Annotated in this window: 17 protein-coding genes; 11 read left to right on the forward strand and 6 right to left on the reverse strand. The window is 58.4% G+C overall.

The window, feature by feature from the left end; translation table 11 throughout:
• Position 1 precedes the first annotated feature (1 nt).
• The gene (locus ACR0DT_RS14115) at positions 2-1,279 is read left to right on the forward strand and encodes an aspartate aminotransferase family protein (protein ID WP_480711364.1); all 1,278 of its coding nucleotides are present in this window, start codon (positions 2-4) and stop codon (positions 1,277-1,279) included.
• A gap of 225 nt (positions 1,280-1,504) precedes the next feature.
• Here ACR0DT_RS14115 and hemC read toward each other — a convergent pair whose 3' ends face one another.
• Positions 1,505-2,464: a hydroxymethylbilane synthase gene (hemC, locus tag ACR0DT_RS14120; RefSeq protein ID WP_480711365.1), complete on the reverse strand. Its 960-nt coding sequence runs from the start codon at positions 2,462-2,464 to the stop codon at positions 1,505-1,507.
• 107 nt (positions 2,465-2,571) lie between these two features.
• Here hemC and hemE point away from each other — a divergent pair, with 107 nt between their 5' ends.
• Entirely contained in the window at positions 2,572-3,606 is a 1,035-nt protein-coding gene (hemE, locus tag ACR0DT_RS14125; protein ID WP_480711366.1) for a uroporphyrinogen decarboxylase, read from the forward strand.
• A 41-nt stretch (positions 3,607-3,647) separates the two neighbouring features.
• On the opposite strand, the gene ACR0DT_RS14130 is transcribed toward hemE, so the two are convergent.
• A complete protein-coding gene (locus ACR0DT_RS14130; protein ID WP_480711367.1) occupies positions 3,648-4,775 on the reverse strand; it encodes a CaiB/BaiF CoA transferase family protein in 1,128 nt (375 codons plus the stop codon).
• A 171-nt stretch (positions 4,776-4,946) separates the two neighbouring features.
• Here ACR0DT_RS14130 and ACR0DT_RS14135 point away from each other — a divergent pair, with 171 nt between their 5' ends.
• From ACR0DT_RS14135 to uvrC, 6 genes are all read left to right on the forward strand, one after another.
• Positions 4,947-5,876, forward strand: a complete 930-nt coding sequence (locus tag ACR0DT_RS14135; protein ID WP_480711368.1) for an ABC transporter ATP-binding protein — start codon at positions 4,947-4,949, stop codon at positions 5,874-5,876.
• Positions 5,873-6,634 carry an ABC transporter permease gene (locus tag ACR0DT_RS14140; RefSeq protein ID WP_480711369.1) on the forward strand — a complete coding sequence of 254 codons (762 nt, stop codon included), beginning with the start codon at positions 5,873-5,875 and terminating at the stop codon, positions 6,632-6,634. The genes ACR0DT_RS14135 and ACR0DT_RS14140 overlap by 4 nt, the downstream gene beginning before the upstream one ends.
• 114 nt (positions 6,635-6,748) lie before the next feature.
• The gene (locus ACR0DT_RS14145; protein WP_480711370.1) at positions 6,749-7,546 is read left to right on the forward strand and encodes a S49 family peptidase; all 798 of its coding nucleotides are present in this window, start codon (positions 6,749-6,751) and stop codon (positions 7,544-7,546) included.
• 168 nt (positions 7,547-7,714) lie between these two features.
• Complete coding sequence (locus ACR0DT_RS14150; protein WP_480711371.1) at positions 7,715-8,677, forward strand: calcium/sodium antiporter; 963 nt, start codon at positions 7,715-7,717, stop codon at positions 8,675-8,677.
• A gap of 21 nt (positions 8,678-8,698) precedes the next feature.
• The gene (locus tag ACR0DT_RS14155) at positions 8,699-9,478 is read left to right on the forward strand and encodes an SDR family oxidoreductase (RefSeq protein ID WP_480711372.1); all 780 of its coding nucleotides are present in this window, start codon (positions 8,699-8,701) and stop codon (positions 9,476-9,478) included.
• A gap of 290 nt (positions 9,479-9,768) precedes the next feature.
• Entirely contained in the window at positions 9,769-11,643 is a 1,875-nt protein-coding gene (gene uvrC / locus ACR0DT_RS14160) for an excinuclease ABC subunit UvrC (RefSeq protein WP_480711373.1), read from the forward strand.
• Here the strand turns inward: uvrC and ACR0DT_RS14165 are convergent.
• On the reverse strand, positions 11,640-12,524 hold the full coding sequence (locus tag ACR0DT_RS14165; protein WP_480711374.1) for a DMT family transporter: 885 nt from the start codon (positions 12,522-12,524) through the stop codon (positions 11,640-11,642). The genes uvrC and ACR0DT_RS14165 overlap by 4 nt on opposite strands.
• Before the next feature lie 182 nt (positions 12,525-12,706).
• Between ACR0DT_RS14165 and pgsA the strand changes: the two genes are divergently transcribed.
• The 3 genes from pgsA to ACR0DT_RS14180 are packed head-to-tail and all read left to right on the forward strand — an operon-like array spanning position 12,707 to position 14,069.
• Positions 12,707-13,375, forward strand: coding sequence for a CDP-diacylglycerol--glycerol-3-phosphate 3-phosphatidyltransferase (gene pgsA / locus ACR0DT_RS14170; RefSeq protein ID WP_480711375.1), 669 nt, complete (start codon positions 12,707-12,709; stop codon positions 13,373-13,375).
• 3 nt (positions 13,376-13,378) lie between these two features.
• The gene (gene moaD / locus ACR0DT_RS14175) at positions 13,379-13,624 is read left to right on the forward strand and encodes a molybdopterin converting factor subunit 1 (RefSeq protein WP_058281820.1); all 246 of its coding nucleotides are present in this window, start codon (positions 13,379-13,381) and stop codon (positions 13,622-13,624) included.
• A gap of 1 nt (position 13,625) precedes the next feature.
• Positions 13,626-14,069 carry a molybdenum cofactor biosynthesis protein MoaE gene (locus ACR0DT_RS14180; protein WP_480711376.1) on the forward strand — a complete coding sequence of 148 codons (444 nt, stop codon included), beginning with the start codon at positions 13,626-13,628 and terminating at the stop codon, positions 14,067-14,069.
• Positions 14,070-14,118: 49 nt separating this feature from the next.
• Here the strand turns inward: ACR0DT_RS14180 and ACR0DT_RS14185 are convergent, their stop codons facing one another.
• From ACR0DT_RS14185 to ACR0DT_RS14195, 3 genes are all read right to left on the reverse strand, one after another.
• Positions 14,119-14,649, reverse strand: coding sequence for a hypothetical protein (locus tag ACR0DT_RS14185; protein ID WP_170333143.1), 531 nt, complete (start codon positions 14,647-14,649; stop codon positions 14,119-14,121).
• A gap of 172 nt (positions 14,650-14,821) precedes the next feature.
• A complete protein-coding gene (locus ACR0DT_RS14190; RefSeq protein ID WP_058281823.1) occupies positions 14,822-15,142 on the reverse strand; it encodes a hypothetical protein in 321 nt (106 codons plus the stop codon).
• 1 nt (position 15,143) lies between these two features.
• Positions 15,144-17,060, reverse strand: coding sequence for an OmpA family protein (locus ACR0DT_RS14195; RefSeq protein WP_480711377.1), 1,917 nt, complete (start codon positions 17,058-17,060; stop codon positions 15,144-15,146).
• Between the last annotated feature and the right edge of the window lie 63 nt (positions 17,061-17,123).

Below are 17,123 nucleotides of genomic sequence, written 5' to 3' on the forward strand. Positions count from 1 at the left end.
GATGCTGAAAATCAATACTCAATCCGACTGGATCGCCCGCGCGAACGAGGTTCTGCCTGCCGGAGGGTTTGGCAATTTCGACCCCGGCATCATCATCGCCCGCGGTGAAGGCAGCCGCGTCTGGGATGAGAACGGCAAGGAATATATCGACTACCTAATCGGGTCAGGCCCCATGTTGCTGGGCCACGGCCACCCTGAGGTGATGGAGGCCGTGCTAGAGCAGCTACCCAAAGGCATGACCTTTTTCGCCAACAACAGCAAAGGTATCGAACTGGCCGAAGCGATCATCGACGCGGTCCCTTGTTGCGAACAAGTACGCTTTGTCGCCTCGGGAGGTGAGGCGGATATGTACGCAATCCGTCTGGCTCGTGCTTTTACTGGTCGTACCAAGATTCTGAAGTTCGAAGGCGGATATCACGGCATGAGCGCCGAAGCGCAGATGAGCCTTGCACCGTCGAAACGGGTCAACTTTCCGCAAGCGGTGCCCGACAGTGCCGGTATCCCCCAGAGTGTGGCCGAACAGGTGCTTGTCGCGCCTTTCAATGATCTTGAGGCAGTGGCCGCCCTACTGGATGAACATGACGATGTCGCCGCGATTATGGTTGAACCTTTGCAACGGATCGTACCGCCTGAACCCAGTTACCTGCAGGGGCTGCGCGATCTGTGCGATAAGCACCATGTTCTCCTGATCTTTGACGAGATCGTCACTGGGTTCCGTCTGGCCTATGGCGGTGCGCAGGAAAAATACGGGGTGACGCCTGATATCTGCACATTGGGAAAAATAACCGGTGGCGGCTTCCCTTTGGCCGCGCTGGGGGCGAGCGCTGAAGTCATGAAACATTTCAACAAGGCGCATGTGGGGGAAGAAGGCTGGTTGATGCAGTTGGGCACCTTGTCTGGTAATCCCGTGGCCTCGGTTGCGGGTCTGAAAACGATGGAGATTCTGCGCCGAGACGGTACTTACGACCGGCTGCGCGCAACCGGAGCGGCGTTGCAGCAGATGCAGGTGGACGCGCTGACCAAGGCGGGTATTCCGCATCAGGTCGTCGGCGATGAAACGTTGTTCGATATCTATTTTACCGATGCCACTTGCCGCGACTATCGCAGTGCCAAACATGACGATCCGCAGCGTAACGTGAATTACAACGATACGTTGCGTGCACACGGAATCTTCAAAGCCCCCGGTAAGCTTTACCCTTCGCTGGCGGTCACCGAGGCGGACATAGAACAGACCCGGTCAGCCGTCGATCAGGCCGTACGGGTAATCTGCGCTGTCTGAAGCTGTGATGTGAAAGTAAACGGGCCGCTGTCAAAATATGACAGCGGCCCTAACCAATCGGATATCAAGTTTTGTCTCGCCCCCTCGAATACCACTTAATCAAACAAACAGAACAATAAAACTTTTCGACTTTTTCGAGACCTACCTGACGTCTCAATTGGTGTGCTATAGTGATGCACGATTTGAGCGCCGGTCACAGTGAAGTAGTTCACATTCAATAAATTTTTAGGATCTCCAATCGAAAAAGCCCGGACCCGCCTGTTTCAGCAACGTCTGAGCCATGGCGCGTCCCATCTCAGCCCCGTCGGAGATTGCACCGGTTTGGTCTTCGGCAATCGCCTCGGACCCGTCGGGGCGCAGCACTTCACTGCGCAGGCGCAACTGACCGCCCTGCACTTCGGCCAGACCAGCGATGGGGGTTTCGCACGACCCATCCAGAGCCGCGAGTAAGGCCCGTTCAGCCGCCAAACGTTGGCCGGTCTCGGTATGGTGGATTGCCTCGAGCATACCCGCTGCACGGGAATCGTCGCTACGGCGTTCGATGCCGATGGTGCCTTGTGCAATAGCGGGCAGCATGTCTTCGGGGGCGATGGCGGTGGCAGGAACTTCGGCCATGTTCAGACGGCGAATGCCAGCCATGGCCAGAAAGGTGCAGTCCGCCACGCCATCCGCCAGTTTCTTCAGGCGGGTCTGCACATTGCCGCGAAATTCCACAACGTTCAGGTCAGGTCGCCGGTTCAATAGCTGCGCCCGGCGGCGCAGGGATGAAGTGCCGACCACGGCACCCTGCAGCAGATCGTGGATCGAGGTTAGGCTAGGTGAAATAAACGCGTCGCGCACGTCTTCGCGCGGCAGGAATGTGTCCAGCACGAGGCCCTCGGGCTGTTCCACCGGCATGTCCTTGGTGGAATGCACCGCGATGTCGATATCGCCGCGCAGCATCGCCTCTTCGATCTCTTTGGTGAACAGACCCTTATTGCCGATCTCTTTGAGCGGGCGGTCCGCGTCGATCATAGCGCGGTTGTCGCCGGTGGTTTTGATGACCACAATCTCGAACGCCTCTTCCGGCAGATCATGTGCGGCGCCCAGTCGCTGCCTGGTTTCATAAGCTTGCGCCAGCGCCAGAGGCGAACCACGGGTGCCAATCTTCAGCGGTGAGTCGGGGGAAGGCAGGGTCAGTTTCATGCGCCAAGCTTTAGTCGCGTCACATTGCCCTGACAATGGGGGCACACCTTGACAAATTGCCGCCGAAGGATGACCCGTTGCGACAAACCAGACGATTGGGGACAAACATGGCCGAAACAAAGAAACTGCTGCGGGCGCTGGCGGGTGAGGTGCAGGATGTGCCTCCGATCTGGATGATGCGTCAGGCCGGGCGGTATCTGCCGGAATATCGCGCAACGCGGGCACAGGCAGGCGATTTCCTGTCGCTGTGCTACAACCCTGAACTGGCCGCCGAGGTGACGCTGCAGCCGATCCGCCGCTATGGGTTCGATGCGGCGATCCTGTTTGCCGATATTCTGTTGGTACCTCAGGCGCTGGGTGCGGATTTGTGGTTCGTCACCGGCGAAGGCCCGCGTCTGTCGACCATCACGCAAGCCTCGGACTTCGATGCGCTGAAACCGGTCGAGGATATCCACGAAACCCTGTCGCCCGTTTATGAGACGGTGCGCATCCTGTCGCGCGAATTGCCGTCCGAGACCACTTTGATTGGTTTCGCGGGCGCGCCCTGGACGGTTGCGACATATATGATTGCTGGGCGCGGGACCCCGGATCAGGGACCTGCCCATACGCTGCGTGAAGAAAACACCGCCCTGTTCGAGGCGCTGTTGGATCGGATCACGCTGGCCACAATCGAATACCTCTCGGCCCAGATCGAAGCCGGTGCCGAAGCGGTGAAGATATTTGACAGCTGGGCCGGGTCGCTGAAGGGTGAGGCGTTCCGGAAATACGCGCTTGAGCCTTGTCGGGTGATCACTCAGGCCATCAAAGAACGCCATCCCGGCATTCCGGTGATCGGTTTCCCGCGAGAGGCCGGGGACGGTTACATCGGTTTCGCCAAGGCAACCGGCGTGGATTGTGTTGCGCTTGATAACTCAGTTTCGCCGGAATGGGCAGCCGAGCATGTGCAGGTGGATAGCTGTGTTCAGGGCAATCTGGCCTCATCCCATATGGTAACGGGTGGGCAGGCTCTGGTGGATGAGACGCGCCGGATCGTCGAGGCGTTTTCGGAAGGTCCGCATATCTTCAATCTGGGCCATGGGATCACGCCGGATGCGGACCCAGAGAATGTACAACTGATGATCGACACGGTGCGCGGTCGGTGAAGGGGAAGGGGGCCAGCCCCCCTTCTTGGCCTGCGGCCAATTCATCCCCCGAGGTATTTTTGGCCAAATGAAGAAGCGGATGCCTGCTTCGCGTTTAACTCGTTCAGGATGTCCTGGCGATGTTCTCCGCGCGCAGGGCTGGGTTTGGGTTGCCATTCGGCAGTTGAGAATCTTGGGGCAGCGGCTGCTTGCAGGATGCCGGCAGGTGCCTGCCAAGCCTGGCGCGCGATATTCATCGGGTGGGTCTGTGCTTCGGCCGGGCTGAGGACTGGCGCGACGCAGGCATCAGTGCCGTCGAACAGGCCCGCCCAATGGTCCCGGGGGTTGGTTGCGAAGATATCGCTCAAGCGTTGGGTCAGGGCGGGCCAAGCCGCGCGGTTGTATTGCTGTTGGAACTCAGGATCGTCCGACAGTCCCATCTTCTGCAGAAACAGGGCGTAGAACTTGGGTTCGAGGCATTGCACTGTCACGAAGCCGCCGTCGGCACAGCTATAAGTGCGGCTCCAATGTGGCCCGTCCAGCAGGCTTTGACCGCGTGTGTCTGATAGGTTGCCGGATTGGCCCAGACTCATCAGCAGGTTCATCATGTGGGCCGAGCCGTCATAGATTGCGGCATCGACCACAGTGCCTTTGCCCGTTCTCTGCGCATTCAGAAGCCCGGCCAGAAGGCCCGCGACCAGATACATGGCGCCGCCACCGATATCACCGACTAGCGTGGCAGGGGTTTGCGGTGGTTGACCAGGGGCTGATCCGTACCAAAGCGCGCCGGACAGCGCGATGTAGTTCAGGTCATGCCCAGCCGTGTCCGACAAGGGGCTGTCCTGACCCCAGCCGGTCATGCGCCCATAGACCAGCATAGGGTTCATCTCGTGACAGGGTTCAGGTCCAAGACCGAGCTTCTCCATCACTCCGGGGCGAAACCCTTCGATCAGAGCATCGGCCGAGGCGATCAGGCGTTTTGCGATCTCCAGATCGCCCGCGTCTTTTAGGCTCAGATCAATCGACCGTTTTCCGCGATCCAGAACCGAGCGCTCGGGCATGCCCGGCGTTACCGCCTGACCCTTGCGATGGACGGTGATCACATCCGCGCCCATGTCCGCCAGCATCATGGCGGCAAAGGGGGCGGGGCCCAGCCCCTCGATCTCGATGATCCGAATACCGTTCAGCATTGTGCCCCTCCATTTCGGCGCAGGGTTTCGCCTTGTCCGGTGAATTGCAAGGACCGAGTTGTGTGCAACAGCGGGTTTCCCAACTGCAAAAAAGCGCAGGGATTTGTGCGAAATTGACCTGTTCTGTACCGGGCGGGCGGGGTAGGGTCGCCGCCAGAACAGGAAACTTGCATGACAACCATTCTTTCAATCAAGGATCTGCGCAAATCGTATTCCGACGGGTTTGAGGCGTTGAAAGGCGTTTCTCTGGATATCGAGCAGGGGGAAATCCTGGCGCTTTTGGGGCCCAACGGGGCGGGAAAGACGACGCTGATTTCTACCATCTGCGGGATCACTACGCCGACCTCGGGGACGGTGACAGTGGGCGGCCACGACATTCAAACCGATTTTCGCGCCGCGCGTCGGATGATTGGTCTGGTGCCGCAAGAGATCGCGCTGGAGCCGTTCGAAAAAGTCTGGAACACGGTCCGCCTGTCGCGTGGGTTGTTCGGGCTAGGTCGCGACGATGCAAAGGTCGAGGACATTCTGCGCAAGCTGTCCCTGTGGGATAAACGTAAGAACGCGATCAAAGAGCTGTCTGGCGGTATGAAACGCCGGGTGCTGATTGCCAAGGCGCTGTCGCATGAACCGCGCGTGCTGTTTCTGGATGAACCCACTGCCGGTGTCGACGTCGAACTGCGCAAGGATATGTGGGAGATCGTGGCCGAACTGAAACGAGCTGGCGTCACCATCATCCTGACCACGCATTACATCGAAGAAGCCGAGGCCATCGCTGACCGCATCGGTGTCATTGACAAGGGTGAACTGCTCTTGGTCCAGGACAAGGACACGCTGATGGCGCAGATGGGGAAAAAGCAGCTTGAGGTGATGCTCAGCGAGCCGATCCAGACCATTCCGGATAGTCTGGCCGCGCATAACCTGATGCTCAACGGCAATGGCGATGCGCTGGTTTATACCTATGACACTCATGCTGACCGTACCGGGATCACCACGCTGTTGAATGACGTGGCACAGGCGGGGCTGGTGTTGCGTGATGTGCAGACCCGCCAGTCGAGCCTTGAGGAAATCTTTGTCAATCTGGTGTCCGGAGAGCCCGCATGAACTGGTCCGCCATTGCCGCCATCTACCGGTTCGAAATGGCCCGGTTCTTTCGTACCCTGGCACAGAGCTTTCTGTCGCCGGTTCTCTCGACCTCGCTATATTTCGTGGTCTTTGGCACTGCCATCGGCAGCCGTATTCAAGAGGTCGAGGGTGTGTCCTATGGCGCCTTTATTGTGCCGGGGTTGATCATGCTGTCGGTGGTGATGCTGGCGATATCTAACGCGTCCTTCGGAATTTATTTTCCAAAGTTTCTGGGTACGATCTACGAACTGCTCTCAGCCCCCATAGATTTCATCGAAATTGTGATCGGCTATGTTGGGGCGGCGGCAACAAAGGCTCTGTTTGTCGGGTTGGTAATTCTGGTTACGGCCTCCTTCTTTGTGGATTTGCGCATCGAACACCCGTTTGCAATGGCAGCGTTTCTGATCCTGACCTGTCTCAGCTTTTCCCTATTGGGATTCATCATCGGTATCTGGGCCAGTAATTTCGAGCAGATGTCGCTGGTGCCGCAGCTTGTTGTGACGCCGTTGATCTTTCTGGGTGGCACGTTCTATTCAATTTCGATGCTGCCGCCGCTCTGGCAGACGATCACTCTGTTCAACCCGGTTGTTTATCTGATTTCAGGGTTCCGCTGGTCGTTTTACGGGCTGGCAGATGTTCCGATCGGGTTCAGCTTGTTGGCCATTTTGGCCTTTACCGGCCTGTGTCTTGGCATCATCGGTTGGATCTTTAAAACCGGTTGGCGTATCCGTAGCTAAGCCACCGAATGGCGTTGCATTTTTGCCCACTGGCCTCAGGAAATGTGTTCACGTCACGTCTATCGGCCAAGCGGTCCCTTGTTTACCGGTTGGGTGCACTCTACATCGGCACCCATGAAACTCAGCCTGCCATTTGTCAAAAAGCAACCCGTCGTGGCCGTTGTGCGCCTGTCCGGTGCCATCGGTATGGCCGGTCGTGGGTCGATGTCCGACACCACGCTGGCCCCCGTGCTTGAGAAAGCCTTTCGAAAGGGTAAACCCGCTGCCGTCGCGCTCGAGGTCAACTCGCCCGGCGGATCACCCGTGCAAAGTTCACTGATCGGAGCGCGTATTCGGCGGTTGTCTGAGGAATTGAATGTCCCTGTCATCGCCTTTGTCGAAGATGTGGCGGCTTCAGGCGGATATTGGCTGGCGGCAGCTGCGGATGAGATTTTCGCCGATGACAGTTCGGTTCTTGGGTCGATCGGGGTGATCTCCTCGGGGTTCGGGGCGCATGTCCTGTTGCGAAAACAAGGTATCGAGCGTCGTGTGCACACCGCCGGTAAATCGAAATCCATGCTCGACCCGTTTGCGCCCGAAAAGAAAGAGGACGTCGCCCGGCTGGAAGTGCTGTTGGCTGACATTCACGAGAATTTCATCACCCATGTCAAAACCCGGCGCGGTGGCAAGCTGGATGAAAGCCAGGACCTGTTCACCGGGGAAATCTGGCTGGCACGGCGTGCGCAAGAGCTGGGGCTTATCGACGGCATCGCTCATTTGAAACCCAAGATGCAGGAACGCTTTGGCGATAAGGTCAAGTTCCGCCGCTATGGGGTACGCAAACCTCTCTGGTCGCGCTTTGGTGCGTCGCTGGCACAGGATGCTATCGCCGGGCTTGAGGAGCGCGCCGCCTACGCGCGTTTCGGTTTGTGACGTGATTATCAAGATTGTCACCCTTTTTCTGATCGCCATGGGCGTGTTGGCGATGTTCGGAAAGTTGCGCTTTCCGGGGCAAAAGCGGCTGCAATCGTCAAGATGTCCGCGTTGCGGGCGGTTCAGGATCGGTAAAGGCCCCTGCGCCTGCGAAAAAGGAGGCCGTACATGACGGCATGGCTGTTATCCGGTCTTGGATTGCTGATCCTGCTGCTGGCAGGTGACGCGCTGGTGCGCGGCGCGGTGAACCTGAGCCTGCGCATGGGCGTGCCTGCGCTGATCGTAAGCCTGACGATTGTTGCCTTTGGCACTTCGGCGCCCGAACTGTTGATCGCGATCAGCGCGATTAAGGAAAATGCGCCGGGGATCGCGCTGGGTAACGTGGTCGGGTCGAACACGGCGAATATCCTGCTGGTTCTGGGCCTGCCCGCCTTGCTGGCCACGCTGCACACCAGCGAATGCGACAGCCGCAAGAACTATGTCTTCATGCTGCTCGCTTCGGTTCTGTTCATCGGGCTGGCCTTTTGTGGCGTGTTCAATTTGCTCAGCGGGGCCATTCTGCTGGCTGCATTGGCTTTGGTTCTGTGGAACGCATTTCGCGAGGCCTATGCGCATCGCAAGGCGTGCGGTGAGGCTTGTGCCGACGATGATGAGCTGGAAGGTCTGGAAGAAGCTGATCCCAATATGGCCTACTGGAAGATCTCGATCTATCTGGTTTTGGGCTTGATCGGTTTGCCAATGGGCGCGCATCTGCTGGTCGATAATGCGACTGTCATTGCCCGCACCTACGGCGTCAGCGAAACAGTGATCGGCCTGACGCTGGTTGCCGTGGGGACGTCTCTGCCGGAACTGGCAACCACGATGATGGCGGCGCTACGACGGCAGGCGGATGTGGCGCTGGGCAACGTGATCGGGTCGAACATGTTCAACCTGCTGGCCATTGTTGGCATTGCCACGCTGGTTGGCCCCATTCCCGTTGACCCGGAGTTCCTTGAATTCGATTTGTGGGTCATGCTGGGCGCGTCGCTGTTGCTGATCCCGTTTGTGTTTTTCAAGCGGGACATCACGCGCACTTGGGGCGTTGTGTTGACTCTGCTTTACGCGGTCTATGTCATCGCCTTGTTGGCGTGAATTGACGAAGAGGGACCCTTCATGACCCAAGCCCTAGTGACCGGTGCCGGAATTCGCCTTGGCCGGGCCATGGCACTGTACCTGGCCCGTCGTGGTTATGATGTGGCGGTTCACTATGCCAGCTCTGAACAGCCCGCGCTGAACACCGTGGCCGAGGTCCAGGCACTGGGACGCAAGGCGGTCGCGTTGCAGGCCGATCTGCTGGACGAGGCGCAAGTCACCGCTCTGTTACCACGCGCGGCCGAGGCGCTGGGCGGACCGATCACTTGCCTGGTCAACAACGCCTCGATCTTTGAGTACGACAACATTCATACGGCCACGCGGCAAAGCTGGGACCGTCACATGGATAGCAACCTGCGCGCGCCTTTTGTGTTGACGCAGGCGATGGCAGAACAGGGGCTGACGCCCGACACGGACGAGGCCGGAGAGCCTGTCGCCACCGGGTTGATCGTCAACATGGTCGATATGCGGGTGCGCAAGCTGACGCCCGAGTTCATGTCTTACACCATCGCCAAAATGGGTCTGTGGGCGCTGACCCGCACTGCCGCACAGGCGCTGACACCTGCGATCCGGGTCAACGCCATCGGGCCGGGTCCGACCATGCAGGGCCATCGCCAAAGCGATGATCACTTCAAAGCACAGCGCGCCAACACAGTTCTGGAACGGGGCGCGAATCCGTCCGATATCACCGCCGCATTGGGTTATTTTCTGGATGCACATGCGGTCACCGGACAGCTTTTATGCGTGGACGGCGGGCAGCATCTTGGCTGGCAAACGCCAGATGTTCTGGGGGTAGAATAGGTAATTCTGCCGCAAGTTTTGCACCGCTCGCAATTGTGTTACCTGTCCGTTACAAAATTGTCTTTTTTTTCATACACTTGTCATGTGCACGAAATTCTTTTATTTAAAAACAACAAGTTAAGATGCTGCCTATTTTTTGTGCAGATCAAGTAATTCTTAATAAAACAAGGGGATTTCGCGATGCCCGGAAACTTATCTTCATAGTTATCCACAGAAACCGTGGATTTGTTTTCTCTTGATCTGAGTGGCTCAAGATTGCAGCCATGGTCAGAGAATCATATCTCAGGCCCATGACCATCCAAGACGACCAGACATCGAACGCCCAGCCCACCGGCTATGCCTGCATTCAGCGCTATGTGAAAACGCTGGACAGCTCGCCTGGCGTGTACCGGATGCTGGATGGTGACAGCCGGGTTTTATACGTCGGCAAGGCGCGGAACCTAAAGGCGCGAGTATCGAATTATGCGCGACCCGGTCATTCCGGGCGGATCGAACGGATGATCGCGGCGACGGCCTCGATGATGTTCCTGACCACGCGGACCGAAACCGAGGCGCTGCTGCTGGAGCAGAACCTGATCAAGCAGCTCAAACCCAAGTACAACGTGCTGCTGCGGGATGACAAAAGCTTCCCCAATATTCTGGTCGCCAAAGACCACGCCTTTCCGCAAATCAAGAAACATCGCGGCGCGAAGAAAGAGAAAGGCGCCTATTTCGGCCCCTTCGCCAATGCCGGGGCGGTGAACCGGACGCTGAACCAGCTGCAAAAGGCTTTCTTGCTGCGCAATTGCTCGGATTCCATGTTTGACAGCCGCACACGGCCTTGTCTGCTGTATCAGATCAAGCGCTGTTCAGGTCCCTGTGTTGGGTTGATCTCTGAAGCCGATTACAGGGAAAGCGTCAAGGATGCCGAACGTTTTCTGTCCGGCCGGTCCACCAAAGTGCAGGAGGAGCTGGCCGAACAGATGATGGCTGCCTCCGAGGCGATGGAGTTTGAGCGCGCCGCCAGCCTGCGCGACCGCATCCGTGCGTTGACACAGGTGCAGACGTCTCAGGGTATCAACCCGCGTGGTGTGGCCGAGGCGGATGTAATCGGTCTGTATATGGATAGCGGTCAGGCCTGCGTTCAAGTGTTTTTCATTCGGGCCAACCAGAACTGGGGCAACAAGGATTTCTATCCTCGCGTCGGGCTGGAAGTTTCCCCGGCCGAGGTGATGGAGGCCTTCCTTGGCCAGTTCTACGACAACAAGGAACCGCCCCGGCAATTGATCCTGTCGGATGCCATCGAAAACGCCGACCTGATGCAAGAGGCACTGACCGAAAAAGCCGGGCGCAAGGTGGAAATCCTGGTGCCTCAGCGTGGCGAGAAGCAGGAACTGGTTGCTGGTGCCCTGCGCAACGCGCGTGAATCGCTGGCCCGCCGCATGTCGGAAAGTGCCACGCAGGCTAAGCTGTTGCGGGGCGTGGCCGAGGCGTTCGATCTGGACACTCCGCCCGACCGCGTTGAGGTTTACGACAACAGTCACATTCAGGGCACCAATGCCGTGGGTGGGATGATCGTGGCTGGCCCTGAGGGGTTCATGAAAAACGCCTATCGCAAGTTCAACATCCGCGGCGACGACCTGACCCCCGGTGACGATTTCGGCATGATGAAAGAGGTTCTGACGCGCCGTTTCACCCGCCTGCAGAAAGAAGACCCGGATCGCAACAAGGGTCTGTGGCCCGATCTGTTGCTGATCGATGGCGGTGCAGGACAGGTGAGCGCCGTACATGAGATCATGATTGAGCATGGGGTCGAGGACATCCCGATGGTCGGCGTCGCCAAGGGTGTCGACCGGGATCACGGCAAGGAAGAGTTCCATCGCATCGGCCAACGCCCCTTTGCCCTGAAACGCAATGACCCGGTGCTGTATTTCATTCAACGCCTGCGGGATGAGGCGCACAGGTTTGCTATCGGGACCCATCGGGCCAAGCGTGCCAAAGCCGTGGGGGCGACTCCTTTAGATGAAATTCCTGGCGTCGGTGCGGCACGCAAACGCGCCTTGCTGGCCCATTTCGGCAGTGCTAAGGCGGTCAGCCGGGCCAATCTGGCCGACCTGAAGGCGGTGGATGGGATCTCAGCTGGGTTGGCGCAAAAGGTCTATGATTTCTTTCACGACAAGGGCTAGGCCTGCCGTCCGCGCCACAGGATGTAGAGCCCCGAGGCCACGATCAGTCCACTACCTATCCACATGCTCTGATCCAGCCTCTCGCCAAACATCACCACGCCCAGGCCGACACCGAACAGCAGGCGGGAATAGCGGAACGGCGTGACGGCCGAAACCTCTCCCGTCCGCATAGCTTTCATCAACGACGCATAGGCGGCAGTTCCCATCACGATCGCCCCCCCCACATGTAGGCTGGTGTGCAGGTCCAACGGGGCCATTGGCGCGCCTTCCCAGAACCGATAGGCCAGTCCGGCAACGATGATGCAGAGAAAGCCGTAAAAGCCCAGCACCTCGGTTCCCAGCGTTGCAGGGGCGGCCCGGCTGGCCAGATCACGGCCGGCAAAACCCAGCATCCCCAGAACGGCTAGAATGGACAGGGCCGAGAAACTGTTCCCTGTCGGTTGGATAATCACCACCACGCCGATCAGGCCGACCAAAATGGCGCTCCACCGTCGCCAGCCGACCGTTTCGCCAAAGAACAGAGCCGCGCCTGCGACCACGACCAGCGGAGTGGCCTGCAGGATTACTGTTGCTGCGGATAAAGGCGTCAACGCGATTGCCAGCACGTAGAACAACCGCCCGAGTATTTCGAACAGTACACGCACTTTCATAGGTGTCGACAGCACATCCGGGTGAAACAACGATGTCCCGCGCAGCACAGCCACACCCGCAAAGATCACAGAACCACCCATGCCGAACAGCACCAAAATCTGCCAGATCGGCAGGGTTGTGGATGCACCTTTGACCAGCGCGTCCTCCAGCGCGAACAGCGCCATGGCCAGGATCATCCAGGCGCTACCGATCAAATTGGATCGGGGGTCGGTTTGAATATGAACTGTCATTGCCCGCCACTTTGAAACTGGGCGCCAATCTGGCGGCAAAGGGATTGCGCGCCAAGGGGGTATCTGGCTGAGAGTTCCAGCTTGCGACGCTTTGACCAACTGTGCCGCAACTGCCTGTGATCGGGTCCGTTTTTTGCGGTGCCGCCTTTTATGTCTGCAATCAGCGATGTAATGTCCGGATCATGAAGTGGAACCTGCCCAATATCCTGACCGTGCTACGCCTTGTTGCAGCCCCCGGTCTGGCCGTGATGTTTCTGTATTTTACCCGACCCTATGCGGATTGGTTCGCGCTGATCCTTTTTTTGTCGGCGGCAATCACCGACTGGTTTGATGGCTATCTGGCGCGCGCGTGGAAACAGGAAACTAAGATCGGCGCTATGCTGGACCCCATCGCCGACAAGGCGATGGTGGTAATCGCGTTGATGATTTTGGTTGGCTATTCCGCTGAACACTGGACGCCGTGGCTGGTGCTGCCCGCCACCGTAATCCTGTTCCGCGAGGTGTTCGTCTCGGGCCTGCGCGAATATCTGGGCGACACGGCAGGAACGCTGAAGGTGACGAAGTTGGCGAAATGGAAAACTACGGCGCAGATGGTGGCGATTGCAGTGCTGTTTTCGCAAGGTATTTTTGAGCATAACTTCGTGATGGGCTCATTCGGAATGAGCCCGGAATTGATTGATCAGGCGCTGACCGGGCAGATCGAGGATGTGAACCACCTGCGCTGGCATCTGGAAGGTATGTTCTGGTCGGGCCGCGTTGGGTTATGGCTGTTGTGGATTGCCGCGACACTGACATTGATCACCGGATATGACTACCTACGTAAAGCCATGCCCCATCTGAAGGAGAGCTAAGCGATGGACGTGCTGTATTTCGCCTGGGTTCGCGAACGGATCGGTCTGCCTAAAGAGCGGGTCGAGACCGAGGCCGCCACGGTTTCCGATCTGGTTGCCGAACTCAGCGCGCGCGAGGACCGCTATGCCGCAGCTTTTGCCGACCTGTCCGCGCTGCGAGTGGCGCTGGATCAGGAGCTATCGGACTTTGACGCTTCGCTGGCTGGCGTGCGCGAGGTAGCGTTTTTCCCGCCGATGACTGGCGGCTAAGATGCGGATCGCGGTTCAGGAAGAAGAATTCGATCTGGGCGCCGAAGCCAATGCCTTTGCCGCGGGCGACGATGCCAACGGGGCGATTGTGACCTTTACCGGTGTGGTGCGCGATCTGGCCTCGGGTGACCTGGATGTGATGGAGATCGAGCATTATCCCGGCATGACCGAACGTGCCCTGACCAAGATCGCCGAAGAAGCGCAGAAGCGCTGGTCTTTGGGCGATGTGCTGGTGATCCACCGGCACGGACGGCTGGCACCGGGGGACCGGATCATGATGGTCGCCACCGCCGCACGGCACCGCAAGGATGCGTTTGAAGCGGCGGAATATCTGATGGATTACCTAAAATCCCGCGCGCCGTTCTGGAAGAAAGAAATCACCTCGGGCGGTGCCGAATGGGTGGCCGCCAAGGACGAAGACGAAGACGCCTTGAGCCGTTGGTAGAGACAAGTTCCGGCATCCGCTTGTCGGATGCCGGAGTTGGCTGATCGGCTTAGCTGCTCTGTTCAGAATTGCAGGTACGCGCAGCTTCAATAGCTTTTAGAGTACCGTCGAGGCTTACCGTAAAGCCGGTTTCTTTTTCCGGGAAAACGGTCATCTCGTATTTCTTCATGACGTCTTCAACGAATTGTGGATTGTTCGCCAGAATGTAGCCCCCCGTGTACCCGTCAGCGAGGTGCTTTGTCTTCTTGCGGGCTTCGGCCGAGTACACGTTGCCATCCAGTGACAATATAATCTCTTCCTTTTTGCCTTTTAAGCCGATGTCGTTTTGGGTGAAGACCCCAAGGTATCCCATTTCCTGATCTTTGGTCAGCCCCATCTGAACGACGTTGCTATTTTCGTCGACACGTTCGATCAGGCAGGATCCACGGGTTTCGTCTACATAGATCGTCCAGCCGGACTCTTCGCCCCATTTTGTAAAGGTGTCATTCTCTGATGGGATAACGTCGCTTGAGGCATATGCAGCGGTTGTGAAGAACATCCCAAGTATTGCGGCGGTCTTAGTTGTGTTATTGAGAATCATAGTACACTCCAGTGGCTTGGATCGTGAACAATTCAGTGTGCAGGCAAAAACACACCAATTCATATTATTGAATTTGTTGCTAAAATGAAGACGGCAGAATCTGACCGGCTAAAACCTGCCGATTGACCTAGCCTTTGCAATATCGGTAAGCACGCAATTCGAATTGGTTGCATCAATCCGCGTTGTTAATCCGCCCACGCAGTTCTTCTGCTTCTTGCCGGGCAGCGCGCAGGCCGTCCATGGCGGCGGCCAGTTCGGCCTCGGCCTGGGTTAGCTGATTGGTCAGCTCGGCCTCGCGCTGCTGCAGATAGGTGATGGCCTGATCGCGGGTTTCCTCGGCTTCGTGCAGCTCCTGACTCATGCGGTCCAGATCAGCCACGTCGCTTTGGCGCACGCGGGACAAGCGATGGGCCAGCCAGTTGGCGAACCAGCCCATGCAGAAGGCCGAGAACAGGATGATGGCGGTGGCGATGATGAATTCAATTCGGTTCAACTTACTGGTCCCCTGCATCCGCGTCTGAGGCGGTATTATCCGTCTGTTCGGCCTCGATCGCTTCGGCCTCGATGGCGTCTAGCCCGGTTTCCGTGTTCTCCACCGGTTCGGGTCGGATCAGGCGGAACTCGATACGGCGGTTTTCTTCGCGGCCTTCTTCGGTATCGTTATCGGCGATGGGCTGCGTTTCCCCGTAACCCACGGCGGTAAAGCTGGCAGTAGGCACCCGGCGCGCGCGTAGCTCATTCAGGATCGATTGTGCCCGCGATTGGCTAAGCTGTTGGTTCATCTCTTCCCGGCCCTGACTGTCGGTGTGGCCCTGAATCTCAAGCCGGATCGGGCCGCACTCGCGCAAGATGTCAGCGATCTGGTTCACTGTATCGCGCGAGTCGGTAGCAACAGTGGCCGAGCCCGGTTCAAAGGCGATCTTGGTGCCTGCCTGAACTTCGGCGATGCGTTCCTCGCAAACTTCAGGATCAGGCAGTTTGTCGGCAGGTTCGGGTGGTTCCTGATAAGTGATCGACAGCGTGAATTCCTGTGCATCCCCCAGTTTCTCGGACAGCAAACCGGCGACCTGGGCCTTTGTGTCGGGGTCATGGCTGATACCGTTCAGGACAAGATCATCCGGCGTGACCGTCAGCGCACCGTTATGCAGCTGGGCCAGCGCCTCTAGCCCGGTCAGGATGCGCACTGGCCAGCCCATCGGCAGACCTTCGGGCGCAATGCGGGTTGCCGTGTGGACCTGTTCGGACCCAAAGGCAGCGCGGGCATAGCTGTCGACCATGTCGCGCTGGGTGTCGTCGCCCAGACGCCCCCGTATCTGCACCAAACCTTCAGGACTGCGCGTGGCGGTGAATTCGGGCGGGCCGACCCCAGCGTCGGTTTCGGGGGGCGGCAGGATCGCGTGAAGCGCAAAGACCGGGGGCAGGGCGTTCTCAAGCTCGCCCACCACGCGATCAAAAGTTCCGGCGTCAGTGCCCTGTGCCGCAGCCAGTGTGATGTCAGCATCCGACATGGTCACCGATCCGCCGCCCAATTCGGCCAGTGCCTGAATGCTCAGCGTGGCGGCGTCAGACCAGCGTGGCGACGGAACGCCCAACCCGATGGTACAAGTATAGGTGGCACCCATACCGGCCTCTTTCGCCGCGGCGATGATAGCATCGCGGGCCTTTTCATCCTGCGCCGAACAGGCATCGAACTGACCACCATTCTCGTCGATCAAAAACCGCAGAGTAAAAGGTGTGATGACAGGGCGCGGGGCCGAAATCGACAGGCCGATCCGCAGGCTGGGCGGCGCGGCGCGGGTAAGGCTTTGTTCCAGCTGTTCCTTTTCTTGCTGGCTGTCGGCAATCGCAGTGATTTTGACCAGCCCGGGACTGGCCGAAATCTTGGCGCGGGGCAGGCGGTTCAGCGATTCGATGGCGTAAGTGATCGCATCGTCCCAACCTTTGGGTTTGGGATAGTCCGCGGTTTCCATTAGGTCCGAGACGTGGCTGCCACTACCCAGATCGCGCAGCCGCTCTACCAGCGCTTCGCGGTCCTGGCTGGCCGGAATTAGACCGATCACCGAAATCCCGCTGTCATTGCGCAAAATCTCGGCGGAAAACCGGGGCGCGGCCAGTTGCGAGGTCGGTGCCACATTCATCTCGTCGATCACGCGCGAGGTGTCGACTTCGGTGCCTGCTGCGGTCAGTGCGTTAAAGCGGGTGGCCTCATCCGTGGCTGTGCCCGTCAGCACCACGCGTAATCCGTCCGAATGCACTTCGGCCCAATCGTGCCCTTTCAGGTCCAGCGCGCGACGTACTGCAAATTCGGACGATTCTTCGACCTTGGTCACCGCAAAGCTGGCGGCCAACAGGCAAAGGCTGGCCGACACGATGAAGATAAAGGCAACGGCAAAGAAATAGGACAAACGCATGTGCGGGTTATCGACTCCTCAGGCGAATGTGCGAACTCTTACCTAGCCCGGCGCTAAGGTGCA

This window comes from Ruegeria sp. BI11 (genome assembly GCF_056538005.1).